Genomic DNA, 12,783 nt, shown 5'->3' on the forward strand with positions numbered 1-12,783 from the left:
CGACCGACCCGCCACGGAAAGCCGAAGACCGACGGGAACCCCCCAAAAGAACGGTCACAGGGAACAAGGGGAGGGACGGGTCCCTCAGTGACGAGGCGACGGGCCGGGCGCTGCCCGACAGGGCATACGGGGAGGTCGGAGGGCCTGCGGCCGGGCCACGAGCGCGGTCACGGGCCCCTACCCGCCCGTCAGGACGAGGAAATCGACCTCAGGGCACGGCAGACGGCTCACACGCACCGGATCGTCACGCATTTCGCCCGGTTCGGCGTCCGCGAGCTGCCCGTGGCCGGACATAAGCCTGCACCAGCCCCGGATCGTGGCCGAGGTCGTCTCAGCGACCGACGACCGGCCGTGGGCCGGGAACAGACGTAAAACCCAAGACACATGACCCGCACCCCCGCACGCATGCCCACCCGCCCACGGACCCGGCCGTTCGCGAGCCCGTGGGCACGCGCGAGCTGGTGAACAGTGCAGGCACATGGGCGCACTCGGGCCGGTGAGCATGTGCGAGGACGTGCGAGCCGGTGAGCGTGCGCGAGCCAGTGGCCATGCGCGGGCCGGTGGGCATGCACCGGCCGATGGGCATGTGAGGTCACGAATGCGCGCGCGGGTGGGTTGGTGCGCGGACCTGGCGGACGTGCTGGTGTTCGTGGGGGCCTTCGAGCCCCTCGGGCCGTGGGTTGTGTTCTCTCATCCCACATACGGGCTGCAGGCGCAGGCCTTGGTCCGCCACGGACGGTATGGGCGGCTTATGTCCAGCCACGGGCGGCCGTCGGCCGCCGAACCGAGCGAAGTGCGTGACGATCCGGTGCGTCTTCGCCTCTACCTGCCCGTCAGGGCGACTTCTTCGTCCTGACGGGCGGGTAGGGGCCCGTGGTCGCGCCCGTGGCCCGGCCGCAGGCCCTCCGGCGTGCCCGCATGCCCTGTCGGGCGGCACCCGGTCCCTCGTCTCGTCACTGAGGGACCCGTCCCTGTTCATCTCTGACCCGTGACCGTTCTTTTGGGGGGTTCCCGTCGGTCTTCGGCTTTCCGTGGCGGGTCGGTCGGTCAAGGGTGGCCGTAGGCCATCGCGAAGCGACGCGACGACGAAGGAGGAGCGCCCTTGAGGGACCGGCTCGCCACGGGGAGACGATGAGACCGGCGGGAAACCACCAAACCCTCCCTGATGCGGACCAGCCGGGCCCCGCCCCCGGACCCCGCCGCTCCTCGATGATCCCGCCCAGGGCACCCGACCCCCGACCCCCGACCCCCAGCCCCTACCCCCTCAGCAGCTTCGACTTCGCCGTCGTGAACTCCTGCGGGGTCAGCAGGCCCTCCCTGGCCAGGGCCGCCAGTTGGGTGAGTTCCGCCGCCAGGCCCGGCTGCGCGGTCGGTGTGCGTTCCTGGGCGGTAGCCCCCGGCGGCCCGCCCGCCGCTGCCGCAGCCCGCGTCGCCTGCGGCTCCCCAGCCGCCCCCCCAGCCGCCCCCGCCCCCGCCCCCGCAGCCGCGTCCGCCGCGTCCGTCCGGCCCGTCCCGGCCTCCCGCGCCCCCATCCCCCAGGCCGCCGCGTCACCCTCCAGGTCCGCAATCGCGTCCGCAGCCCCCTCAATGTCCCCGGCCCCCGCAGCCCCCGCAGCTCCCTCGGTGCCCGCAGCCCCCTCACCCCACCCCGTCCGCTCCCACTCCTCGCGTTCCCGCTCGCGCTCCCGCTCCTCGCCCTGCGTCCATTCCGCCGCGCCCGATGCTCGGCGGAGCAGGCCCTGGAGGAGGGGGTGGCCCGGTGAGCGGGTGGCGGCCGTGACGGTGGGGCCCACCGGGCGGATGAACATCACGCGCTCTCCACCCGTTCCTGCACCTGTTCCTGCACCCGTTCCTCGACACGCTCCGCCGGGATGCGGACCGAGCCCACGATCCGTCCGCCCGCGGCCCGTACGGCCACGGCGGCGTCCTGGGCCCACACGTGCTCGACCACCAGGAGCAGCGCGCAGCTGCCCCGGTCCAGGAGCTCCGCGGCCTCCCGTACGTCCTCGGGGCCGATCAGCCGGGCGACGTCGCGGCCGGCCAGGAGGCCGCGGAGTTCGACGTACTCGTCGAACTCGGCGGCCAGGACCTTTCCCGCGGCCGTCCTCGTGGCGACGAGGCCGTCGATCAGTCGGACCACCCCGGTCTTGCGCAGGCCCATCACGGCCTCGACGGCGGACACCCGGAGCTGTTCCTCCGGGAAGGCGAGGACGATGAATTCGACTGGTCCCATTGCGCCGCTGCCCTCTTCCCTGACTGACGCCGTCCTGACCGTTTCTGACGACTCTTCGGCACACTATGACATAAGCGGACATACCCTCCGCTCCCTTGCTACGTTTCCTGATATGACCGCCCTGACGGCGAAGGTGACGGAACCCGTTCCGCCCCCGCCCCCCGATGCCCGAGCCCCCAAGCGCCGGGGGATCGAGCTCACCCTCCTCGTCGGCGCGGTCCTGATCTCGGTGCTGGGCTACCTGTCCGTCGGGCTCGCGGCCACCGGGCGGATCCCACGGCCCGCCGCCCACCACGCGGCGGGCCTCGCCGGGGCCGCGCTGCTCGCGCACCTCGCCGTCCGGCTCAGGGCCCCGTACGCGGATCCGCTGCTGCTCCCGATCGCGGCGCTGCTCAACGGCCTCGGCCTGGTCCTGATCCAGCGGCTGGACCTCAGCACCCCCGGCGCGCCCGCCGCCGGCGACCAGTTGCGCTGGTCCGCGCTCGGGGTGGTGCTCTTCGTCCTGGTCGTCTTCGTGCTGCGGGACCACCGGGTGCTCCAGCGGTACGCCTACCTGTCCGTGACGGCCGCCCTCGCGCTGATGCTCGTCCCGGTGTTCTTCCCGGCCGTCAACGGCGCGCACATCTGGATCCGCTTCGCGGGGCTGTCCTTCCAGCCCGGGGAGTTCGCGAAGATCCTGCTCGCCGTGTTCTTCGCGGCCTACCTCGCCGCCAACCGCACCGCCCTCGCCCTGACCGGCCGGCTCCTGTTCTGGAAGCTGCGCCTGCTGCCCGGGCGGGTCCTGGGGCCGATCCTGGCGATCTGGCTGCTGAGCGTGGGCCTGCTGGTGCTGGAGCGGGACCTCGGTACGTCCCTGCTCTTCTTCGGCCTCTTCGTGATCATGCTGTTCACCGCGACCGGGCGGATCGGCTGGATCGCCATCGGGCTGCTCCTGGCCGCGCTCGGCGCATACGCCGTCGGTGCGTTCGAACCGCACGTGCACAGTCGCGTGGAGGACTGGCTGAATCCTTTCGCCTCCATCGAGCGCGGCGAGGGCCCCGGCCAGCTGGCCCAGTCCCTCTTCGCCTTCGGGGCCGGCGGCCTGCTCGGCGCGGGCCTCGGGCACGGCCAGTCCTTCCTCATCGGCTTCGCCGCCAAGTCGGACTTCGTCCTCGCCACCGCGGGGGAGGAGCTCGGGTTCGTCGGCCTGACCGCGATTCTGCTCCTGTACGGGCTCCTCGTCTCCCGGGGCTTCCGGGCCGGGCTGGCGCTGCGCGACCCCTTCGGCCGGCTGCTCGCCACCGGGCTCGCCTCGATCGTCGCCCTCCAGGTGTTCGTCATCGCGGGCGGGGTCACCGGGCTGATCCCGCTCACCGGCATGGCCATGCCGTTCCTCGCGCAGGGCGGCTCCTCCGTCGTCACCAACTGGATCATCGTCGCCCTGCTGGTCCGGCTCAGCGACAGCGCCCGCAGGCCCGAGCCGCAGGAGGACCCCGCGTGATCCGCTACATCCGCTGGTGCGCGTACTTCTGCGCGCTGCTGCTGGTCGCCCTGCTGGTGAACGTCGGCCGGGTCCAGGTCTGGGAGGCCGCCGCCTACGGCGCCAACCCGGCCAACAAGCGCCCCGCCATCGACCGCTACGCCGAACCGCGCGGGGACATCCTCGTCGACGGCCGGCCCGTCACCGGCTCCCGGGACAGCGGCCAGGTGCTGCGCCACGAGCGGACGTACACCGAGGGCCCGCTCTTCGCGCCCGTCACGGGCTTCTCCTCCCAGACGTACGGGACGAGCTTCGTCGAACGCGCCGAGGACGCGGTCCTGTCGGGCACCGACCCGGGGCTCTCCGCCTTCCCGCTCTGGTACGACCTCTCGCGCGGGCGCCCCGGCGGCGGCAACGCCGTCACCACGATCCGGGCCGCCCTCCAGCGCGCGGCGTACCGGGGCCTGGCGGGCAAGCGGGGCGCGGTGGCCGCCCTCGAACCGGCGACCGGGAAGATCCTCGCCCTGGTCAGCAGCCCCTCGTACGATCCCGGGGTGCTCTCCGGCACCGGCGGGGGCGTGGAGGCGGCCTGGGCGCGGCTGAACGCCGACCCGTCCCGGCCGATGCTCAACCGGGCGCTGCGCGAGACGTACCCGCCGGGCTCCACCTTCAAGATCGTGACGGCGGCCGCCGCGCTGGACGCGGGCGTGGTGACCGACGTGGACGCGCCGACCCGGACGCCGGACCCGTACCCGTTGCCCGGGACGCACACCCTGCTGCCGAACGCGGGCACGGGGTGCGAGGACGCGTCGATGGCGGAGGCGGTGCGGTGGTCCTGCAACACGGTGATGGCCAAGATCGGGGTCCAGGTGGGGCTGCGGCGGATGGCCGAGGCGGCGGACCGGTTCGGGTTCAACGACGCGGGGCTGCGGGTGCCGTCGTGGGTGTCGCGGTCGAACTTCGACACGGACATGAGTCAGGACCAGCTGGCGCTCTCCTCGATCGGCCAGTTCAACACGAGGGCGACGCCGTTGCAGATGGCGATGGTGGCGGCGGCCGTGGCCAACGGGGGCGAGCTCAGGTCCCCGTACCTGGTGGACCGGACGACCCAGGACGACGGTTCGCAGGTCCGGCGCGGTGATCCGCGCTCGCTGGGCCGGGCGATGAGCCCGGCCACGGCGCTGCGGATGCAGGAGCTGATGGTCGCGGTGGTCGAGGACGGCACCGGCCGCAACGCGGCGATCCGCGGCGCGCGGGTGGGCGGGAAGACGGGCACGGCGCAGCACGGCGTCGGCAACGCCGGTACCCCGTACGCCTGGTTCATCTCCTGGGCCCGCGCCGAGGGGGCGCCGCAGCCGGCGGTGGCGGTCGCGGTGGTCGTCGAGGACGCGGCGGCGGACCGCGGGGGCATCAGCGGCAACGGCGCGGCGGCGCCGATCGCGCGGGCCGTGATGGAGGCGGCCCTGTCGGCGCCGCCGACGGACTGAGGTTCCGGCCCTCGCGGGCGGGGCGCGCCGGGCCGGTACGAACGGGCCCTACTCCGCCTCGCCCTCCCGGACGGTCGCCGCGACCTCCTGTGCCCGGTCGCGTTCCTCGGTGGCGAAGCGCTCGCGGTCGAGGGCTTCGGCGATCTCCTCGTCCTGGTGCATGAGCAGGTCCAGGTTGGAGTTGCCCATGTCGAAGACGCCCATGTCGAGGTAGGCCTTCTGGAGGCGTTCGCCCCACAGCCCGATGTCCTTGACGCAGGGCACTATCCGGCTGAACAGCAGCTTTCGGAACAGGTGCAGGAATTCGGACTGCTCGCTGAACTCCTCCGCCTCGCGCCTCGGGATGCCGAAGTTCTCCAGCACCTCCACCCCGCGCAGCCGGTCCCGCATCAGGTGGCAGCCCTCGATGACGAACTCCTCGCGTTCGCGCAGTTCGGCGTCGGTCAGCTGCTTGTAGTAGTCGCGCAGGGCCATCCGTCCGAAGGCGACGTGGCGGGCCTCGTCCTGCATCACGTACGCGAGGATCTGCTTGGGCAGGGGCTTGTCCGTCGTGTCGCGGATCATCCCGAAGGCGGCCAGCGCCAGCCCCTCGATGAGCACCTGCATGCCCAGGTAGGGCATGTCCCAGCGGGAGTCGCGCAGGGTGTCGCCGAGCAGCCCGCCGAGGCTGTCGTTGATCGGGTAGAGCATCCCGACCTTCTCGTGGAGGAAGCGCCCGAAGATCTCCGCGTGGCGGGCCTCGTCCATGGTCTGGGTGGCGGAGTAGAACTTGGCGTCCAGGTCCGGAGCCGATTCCACGATGCGCGCCGCGCACACCATCGCGCCCTGCTCGCCGTGCAGGAACTGGCTGAAGTTCCAGGCGCTGTAGTGCCGGCGCAGTTCGCCCTTGTCCCGGTCGGTCATCTTCGCCCAGTGGCGGGTTCCGTACAGGGTGAGGACCTCGTCGGGGGTGCCGAGCGGATCGTACGGGTCCACCTCGATGTCCCAGTCGATGCGCTTGGCGCCGTCCCACTGCTTGTCCTTGCCCTTCTGGTAGAGCGCGAGCAGCCGCTCCCGGCCGCCGTCGTACTCCCAGCTGAAGCGGGCCGAACCGGAGGCGGGGATCTGTCGGACGCCCTCGCCCGGGTCGTTCGTGTAGAGCTCATGCGTCGACACCGACGCCTCCTCGTCTCGCGTACTTCCGTACCGGACCGGACAGTTGGCAGCGTCACACGTTGGTAGACGCGGGGTCAACAAGTCGCGCGCGAGGGATTGACGACCTTGCTGACAGGCAGTCTCATAAGGGGAGACCGCCGGTAACCCCCGACCACGAGGTGCCCGAAGCCATGACCACCGTGACGCAGCGAGCCGTGCTGAGGGACGCCCTCGGCGAGCTGAAGGACCGTGAGCAGATAGCCGAGCGCCTGCTCGAATCCTCGGCCAAGCACTCCTTCGACCCCGACAAGGAACTCGACTGGGACGCCCCGACGGTCGACGGCAAGTACTACTGGCCGCCCGAGCTGCTCTCCCTCTACGACACCCCGCTGTGGAAGCGGATGGGCGAGGAACAGCGCATCGAACTCTCCCGCCACGAAGCCGCCGCCCTCGGCTCCCTCGGCATCTGGTTCGAGATCATCCTCATGCAACTCCTGGTCCGACACATCTACGACAAGTCGCTGACCAGCAACCACGTCCGCTACGCCCTCACCGAGATCGCCGACGAATGCCGGCACTCGATGATGTTCGCCCGCATGATCCAAAAGGGCGGAGCCCCCGCCTACCCGGTCTCCCGCACCAACCACAACCTCGCCCGGATCCTCAAGACGGTCTCCACCACTCCCGGTTCCTTCGCCTGCACCCTCCTCGGCGAGGAGATCCTCGACTGGATGCAGCGCCTCACCTTCCCGGACGAGCGCATCCAGCCCCTCGTGCGCGGCGTGACCCGCATCCACGTCATCGAGGAGGCCCGCCACGTCCGTTACGCCCGTGAGGAACTGCGCCGCCAGATGCTCACGGCCCCCCGCTGGGAACAGGAACTCACCCGCATCAGCTGCGGCGAGGCCGCCCGCGTCTTCTCCCTCGCGTTCGTCAACCCGGCCGTCTACGACAACATCGGCCTCGACCGCCGCGAAGCCGTCGCCCAGGTCAAGGCCAGCGGCCACCGCCGGGAAGTCATGCAGACCGGCGCCAAACGCCTCACCGACTTCCTCGACGACATCGGCATGATGCGCGGAGTCGGCCGGAAACTGTGGAAGAGCTCCGGCCTCCTGGCCTGAGGGGCGTCGTCTACGCTGCGTGCATGACCGTACGCGCCTACCGCAGACTGAGCGTCGAGGAGCGGCGTGCCCAGCTCCTCGACGCCGCCCTGTCGTTGTTCGCGCACCGGGCACCGGAGGAGATCTCCCTCGACGACGTCGCCGAGGCCGCCGGGGTCTCCCGCCCGCTCGTCTACCGCTACTTCCCCGGCGGCAAGCAACAGCTGTACGAAGCCGCCCTGCGCTCGGCGGCCGACCTCCTCCAACTCTGCTTCGCCGAACCCCAGGCCGGCCCGCTGACCCAACGCCTGTCCCGGGCCCTGGACCGCTACCTCGCCTTCGTCGACGAACACGACGCCGGCTTCGCCGCCCTCCTCCAGGGCGGCAGCGTCGTCGAAACGTCCCGCACCACCGCCACCGTGGACGGCATCAGGCGCGCCGCCGCCGAACAGATCCTGCTCCACCTCGCGGTCCCGACCCCCGGCCCGCGCCTGCGCATGATGGTCCGCACCTGGATCACCGCCGTCGAGGCCGCATCCCTGATCTGGATCGACGAGGGCAAGCAGCCCGAGGTCGACACCCTCCGCGACTGGCTCGTCGACCAGTTCATCGCCCTGCTCACCGCCACCGCCGCCACCGACCCGGAAACCGCCGCCGCCGCGCGGGCCGCGCTCGCCCTGGAATCGGCGGACGGCCCCGTCGGCGTCCTCGCGCGCCGTGTGATCCCCGTGGTCTCCGAGGCCGCCCACCTGCTGTGACACTGGAGGGGTGAGAAGCGAACCCACCCCGTTCGAGGGCGGCCCCATGGACGGCCGGGTCCTCCCGATCCTCGTCGGCCCGACCGGCCACCCCCCGAAGTGGTACGAGATCCCCGTCCCCGACGCCGACGGCGGCCCCCCGACGGTCCTCCTCTACGAACGCGTCCCGGCGGGCTACTCGAAGCGCCTGGGCCTCCAGAAGGGCTGGAAGTACGCCTTCACCCCGACGGGCGTAAAACCCAAACCCCGCTGGCCCTGGACCAAACCCCCCCGCCACTGACCCGACCGACCTCCCGACGCCTCCCGGGGCTCCGCCCCGGACCCCCGCGCCTCAAACGCCGGCTGGGCCGGCGGGTGCGGCGATGCTGGATCGGATGGCGGGACTGGATCGGGTGGCCGGGCCGGATCGGGTGGGGTCGGATCGGCAGGCCCGAACGCACTGTGATGCCGCGGGGCGGGGTCGGGGACGGGGTGGGGTGTCGGCCGGGACTAAAACGTGATTTGTTGGCGCGCGGTGCCGCCCCGCAACAGGAGACCCGGACAGGGCGCCATAAATCATGCCCGTCCCGGACGACACCCCACCCCGGCACCGGCCCCGCCCCACCCGCAGCCCCCGCACCCCCACCCCCGACCCCACCCCCGACCCCACCCCCACCCCCGCCCGGTCAGGGCAACGGCAGGGTCAGCACCGCCTCCGCCCCACCCCCCTCCGCCCCCCGGAACTCCAGCCGCGCCCCGATCGCCTCCGCCTGCCCCACCGCGATCGTCAGCCCCAGCCCGTGCCCCTTCCCCCCGCTCCGGAACCGCTGCGGCCCCCGTTCCAGCAGGTAGTCCGGGTACCCGTCCCCGTGGTCCCGCACCGTCACCACGGGCCCGTCCACCGTCACCACCACCGGCCCCCGCCCGTGCTTGTGCGCGTTCACGACCAGATTCCCGAGCACCCGCTCCAACCGTCGCCGATCCGTCTCGACGTGCACGTCACGCCGTACGACGACCTCCGTGACCCCCACCCCCGCCGCCCCCCGGACAACCCTCCGCACCAACCGCTCCAACTGGTGCAGATCCGTCTCGACGACCTCGCTGCGCGAGTCCAACCGCGAGATCTCCAGCAGGTCCTCCGTCAGCTGACGCATCGTGCGGACCCGCTCCCGCACCAGCTCCGTGGGCCGCCCCTCGGGCAGGAGCTCGGACGCCGCCTGCAACCCCGTCAACGGCGTCCGCAGCTCGTGCGCGACGTCCGCAGTGAACCGCTGCTCCCGCAGCAGCTTGTCCTGCAGCGTGCCGGCCATCGTGTCCAACGCCCCGGCCACCGTCGACACCTCGTCCTGGCGCCGCCGAGGATCCTTCGTACGCGGGTCATCGACCCGCGCGTCGAGGTCGCCGTTGCTGATCCGGCGCGCGACCGTCGCCGTCTGGTGCAGCCGACGCGTCACCCGCGTCACCGCGAACGCCCCCACCAGCAGGGTTCCCCCGAGGGCCAGCGCCGACGAGCCGATGATCGCGTTGTCCAGCCCGCTGATGGTCCGGGCGCTCTGGCTGTAGTCGACCGCGGCGGCCAGGGCCCGCCCGTCGGCCGGTGCGGCGGCCCACATCACGGCCCGCCCCTCGTAGTCGGCCACCACCGTGCCCCGCCTGCCGCTCACCGCGAGGTCCCGCAGCTCCGGCGGCAGGCCGGCCGGGTCCAGCCCGGAGTCGGGCGGCAGCACCTCGCCGGCCTCGTACGCCCGTGAGGCGTCGTGGAGCCGACCGAGGGCCTTGTCCCGCGCCGTCGCCACGGTCTGCCGGGTCACCTCGACGTGCACCAGCACGCCCAGCACCGCCGCCAGCGAGCAGCACATCACCACGATGAAGCACGCCGACTTCCACGTCAGCGTCGCCGTCCACGCAGGCAGCCGCACCTTCACCGACCGCCCGCCCCCGACGACGACGGGGACGCGGACGGGGACGCCGACGCGGAGGACGACGGGGACGCGGACAGCGACGCGGACGGGCCCTGCGAGCCCGACGACCCCGGCTGCTTCACCGGGACCCGCACGATCTGCTCCCGCGTCGGCAGCATCGACCGCTGCTTCGCGTCCCACGACCACGCGGTGATCAGTTCGTACCCGGGGTTCCCGCTGGGCACCCGCAGGATCACGTCCCGACCGGCCAGTTCCACCGCGACGACGGTCTCCGTGGTCGCCATGATCCGGTTGAGCCGGCCGTCCGGATCGGCCGTGTAGACCCGTACGGACATCATCCTGTCGGGGAACTCGATGCCGATCACGAGCTCGTCCTTGCCGTTGCCGGTGAGGTCCCGGTAGTACGGAGCCAGCACCGGGCACTTCGCCGGGTCCGACCCCTCCTTCCCGCAGGCCAGCACCGCGGCGGCGGTCTCGGGGTACATGCCGTCGGGCCCCACGGAGGTGTCCGGGTACGCCCGCAGTTCCGCCTGGACCAGGGCCACGGGGTCGACCGCGTGGACGTCCTGGTCGGCGACCGGCGGGAAACCCGGTACGTACTGCGGCGGCGCGCCCCCGGGATCGGCGGGCGGCACGTCGGCCCCCTTGCGCTCCGGCCACAGGTGTACGGGTCCGCTCGCCGTAGGGGTCGGCCCGGCCGGCACCAGCCCGCCGGTGTTGCCGCACCCCGCCACCAACAGCAGCAGGAGCGGCGCCACGAGCAGCGGACGGCCCGCACGACGCGGCGTGCGCGAGCGGCGCGGGATCACGGGTACGGCCACGGCGGCAGGGGCTCCTCTCCGCACTACGAAGGTGTCGACGGTCGGTATCCCGCCAACCTTATGCAGAGGTACGCCCCATTTGTCGATCGGTCCACCCTTCACGCGGGCCCCACCCCGCGCACCGGCGTAGCCCGCGCACCGGGGTGGTCCCGCCCGAGCCACCCCGGCGCCGCCGCCCCCGGGCTCAGCCCCCCGAGCGCCCGCGCCGCAGCATCGCGAAACCCAGTCCGGCCGCGCCGACGGCCGCGATCCCGCCGCCCGCGGCGAGCAGCAGCACGCCCTCACCGGGCCCGTCGGCCAGGGTGTGCAGCCGCAGCGTCTCGGCGGTACCGGTGGCCCCGCCCGACCCGGATCCGCCCACCCGGGTACCGTCCCCGTCCGCGTGCTGCGCCGACGCGGGGACGGTGTGCCCGCTGCGCGTACCGGTCTTGTGCCCGCCCGCGCCCACCGCGTGGGCGGCGTCCCCGGGGCGGGTGTCGCCGACCCAGGAGGTGAGGCGGCCGTCGGGCAGCAGGGCGGCGCGCAGCTCGCCGCTGCTGCCGAAGTCGGTGGATCCGGCGCGGCTGGTCAGGGTGGCCACGGTGACCCCGGCCCGCAGGATGTCGGCCTGGTACGCGTCCTGCGCGAGCCGGTACACCCTGGCGGTCGACCGGCCGTCCGCCAGGGCGAGGCTCTTGACCAGCGTCCGCTGCGTCGAGGGCGCGGCGGGCGCCGCGTCGGCCAACGGATCCGCGGACGCGGCGGCGCAGGCCAGTGCCGGCAAGCCGGCGGCGCACGCGGTCACGACGGCGACGCGGACGAGGGTGCGGCGGCGGGCGGAGTTCACGGAAGTCCTTCGGGGCAGATCGGGTCCGGTGGGTCCCGGGGGTCCGGTGAGGTCCGGGGAAGCCCAAAGTAGGCGGCGGCCGTTGCGGTACGGCGGTGTTCTTGTAACAGCGGGGCGGCAGGGACCCGACGGAGTCGTTACACAGTCGAGGGATTGCCCCGCGGCCCGCCGCCTGCTCACATGGAGGGCGGGGGTGAGGACGATGCGGGGACTGCGAGTGCTGCCGAGCGGCCGGCCCGGCCGCGGCCGGCTGTACGTCAACGGACCGGACGGCCGGGCGGTGGCCTGGTACGACCGGCAACCCAACCGGGTCAGCCTGCTGGCCGCCGACCAGCGCGAGGCGGTACTGGCCGCCCTGCGCCCGTACCTGACCGGCGATTGGACACTGGGGCCGCCCCCGGTTCCCACCGCCGCCGAGCTGCGCCGCCTGGTGCTCGCTCCGGACGAGGACCTGGCCCCGAACCGTGCGGGGGAGACCCTGATCGGCGAGCTGACCCACGGCTCACCCGGCAGCCGGGCCCGGCACCGGATGCGTCAGGACCTCCAGGCGAGGCAACGGACGGGCGCGGAGCTGGAGGCCCTGGAGGCGGCGGACTGGCGGGCCGTGCACGACGTCCCGATCCCGGGGTTCGGCCTGCTGGACCACCTGCTGATCGGCCCGCCGGGGGTGTTCGCGATCCTGTCGGTCCCGGGGCGCCGCCAGCGCGTGCACATCGGTGACCTCCTGCTCGCGGTGGGCCGCTCCGAACCCCGCCCGGATCCCCGCCGGATACGCGGCGCGGCCGCCCGTGCGTCCAAGGCCCTGTCCACGCCGGTCGTCCCGGTCCTCGTCGTGGCGGACGCCTCCCGGCTGGAGGTCGCCCCGACGTTGAGAGACGTACGCGTCCTCCAGCAGCCGACCGCCGTCACCGCCCTCGTGGAGGCGCCCGCCACCCTCAAACTCCCGGACGTCGAAGCCCTGTTCACCCTCGGCCGAGACCTCGGCACCTGGCGCGGCGCCCGCCGCGGATGACGTACCTCGACCCCGCGCACCGCCTCCACCCCGACCGGGGTGGAAGCGGGCC

General features: G+C 73.0%; 12 protein-coding genes. 6 read left to right on the forward strand and 6 right to left on the reverse strand.

Annotated features, from left to right (window positions below):
- Positions 1-1,256 precede the first annotated feature (1,256 nt).
- Complete coding sequence (locus tag ACFVS6_RS21760; RefSeq protein WP_389706014.1) at positions 1,257-1,811, reverse strand: hypothetical protein; 555 nt, start codon at positions 1,809-1,811, stop codon at positions 1,257-1,259.
- Positions 1,808-2,233, reverse strand: coding sequence for a DUF6325 family protein (locus ACFVS6_RS21765; protein ID WP_389706016.1), 426 nt, complete (start codon positions 2,231-2,233; stop codon positions 1,808-1,810). The genes ACFVS6_RS21760 and ACFVS6_RS21765 overlap by 4 nt, the downstream gene beginning before the upstream one ends.
- Before the next feature lie 112 nt (positions 2,234-2,345).
- On the opposite strand from ACFVS6_RS21765, the gene ACFVS6_RS21770 reads away from it, so the two are divergent.
- Both ACFVS6_RS21770 and ACFVS6_RS21775 read left to right on the forward strand, forming a co-directional pair.
- Entirely contained in the window at positions 2,346-3,713 is a 1,368-nt protein-coding gene (locus ACFVS6_RS21770; RefSeq protein WP_389706018.1) for an FtsW/RodA/SpoVE family cell cycle protein, read from the forward strand.
- The gene (locus ACFVS6_RS21775) at positions 3,710-5,179 is read left to right on the forward strand and encodes a penicillin-binding transpeptidase domain-containing protein (protein ID WP_389706020.1); all 1,470 of its coding nucleotides are present in this window, start codon (positions 3,710-3,712) and stop codon (positions 5,177-5,179) included. Before ACFVS6_RS21770 ends, ACFVS6_RS21775 begins: the two co-directional genes overlap by 4 nt.
- Positions 5,180-5,227: 48 nt before the next feature.
- Here the strand turns inward: ACFVS6_RS21775 and ACFVS6_RS21780 are convergent, their stop codons facing one another.
- The gene (locus ACFVS6_RS21780) at positions 5,228-6,334 is read right to left on the reverse strand and encodes a ferritin-like domain-containing protein (RefSeq protein ID WP_389706022.1); all 1,107 of its coding nucleotides are present in this window, start codon (positions 6,332-6,334) and stop codon (positions 5,228-5,230) included.
- A gap of 170 nt (positions 6,335-6,504) precedes the next feature.
- Between ACFVS6_RS21780 and ACFVS6_RS21785 the strand changes: the two genes are divergently transcribed.
- Genes ACFVS6_RS21785 through ACFVS6_RS21795 form a run of 3 tightly spaced genes read left to right on the forward strand, consistent with a single transcriptional unit; the run spans position 6,505 to position 8,451 of the window.
- Positions 6,505-7,434: a diiron oxygenase gene (locus ACFVS6_RS21785; protein ID WP_281207199.1), complete on the forward strand. Its 930-nt coding sequence runs from the start codon at positions 6,505-6,507 to the stop codon at positions 7,432-7,434.
- A 23-nt stretch (positions 7,435-7,457) separates the two neighbouring features.
- A complete protein-coding gene (locus tag ACFVS6_RS21790; RefSeq protein ID WP_389706024.1) occupies positions 7,458-8,171 on the forward strand; it encodes a TetR/AcrR family transcriptional regulator in 714 nt (237 codons plus the stop codon).
- Between the two features lie 10 nt (positions 8,172-8,181).
- Positions 8,182-8,451, forward strand: coding sequence for a hypothetical protein (locus tag ACFVS6_RS21795; RefSeq protein ID WP_389706026.1), 270 nt, complete (start codon positions 8,182-8,184; stop codon positions 8,449-8,451).
- A gap of 385 nt (positions 8,452-8,836) precedes the next feature.
- On the opposite strand, the gene ACFVS6_RS21800 is transcribed toward ACFVS6_RS21795, so the two are convergent.
- The 3 genes from ACFVS6_RS21800 to ACFVS6_RS21810 all read right to left on the reverse strand — a co-directional run bounded on the left by ACFVS6_RS21800 (position 8,837) and on the right by ACFVS6_RS21810 (position 11,719).
- Entirely contained in the window at positions 8,837-10,009 is a 1,173-nt protein-coding gene (locus ACFVS6_RS21800) for an ATP-binding protein (RefSeq protein ID WP_389706184.1), read from the reverse strand.
- A gap of 62 nt (positions 10,010-10,071) precedes the next feature.
- The gene (locus ACFVS6_RS21805; RefSeq protein WP_389706028.1) at positions 10,072-10,893 is read right to left on the reverse strand and encodes a hypothetical protein; all 822 of its coding nucleotides are present in this window, start codon (positions 10,891-10,893) and stop codon (positions 10,072-10,074) included.
- Between the two features lie 184 nt (positions 10,894-11,077).
- The gene (locus tag ACFVS6_RS21810) at positions 11,078-11,719 is read right to left on the reverse strand and encodes a hypothetical protein (RefSeq protein ID WP_389706030.1); all 642 of its coding nucleotides are present in this window, start codon (positions 11,717-11,719) and stop codon (positions 11,078-11,080) included.
- Between the two features lie 202 nt (positions 11,720-11,921).
- Here ACFVS6_RS21810 and ACFVS6_RS21815 point away from each other — a divergent pair, with 202 nt between their 5' ends.
- Positions 11,922-12,731, forward strand: a complete 810-nt coding sequence (locus tag ACFVS6_RS21815) for a nuclease-related domain-containing protein (protein WP_389706032.1) — start codon at positions 11,922-11,924, stop codon at positions 12,729-12,731.
- Positions 12,732-12,783 lie beyond the last annotated feature (52 nt).

Source organism: Streptomyces sp. NPDC057939, from assembly GCF_042887545.1.
Classification (GTDB): domain Bacteria; phylum Actinomycetota; class Actinomycetes; order Streptomycetales; family Streptomycetaceae; genus Streptomyces.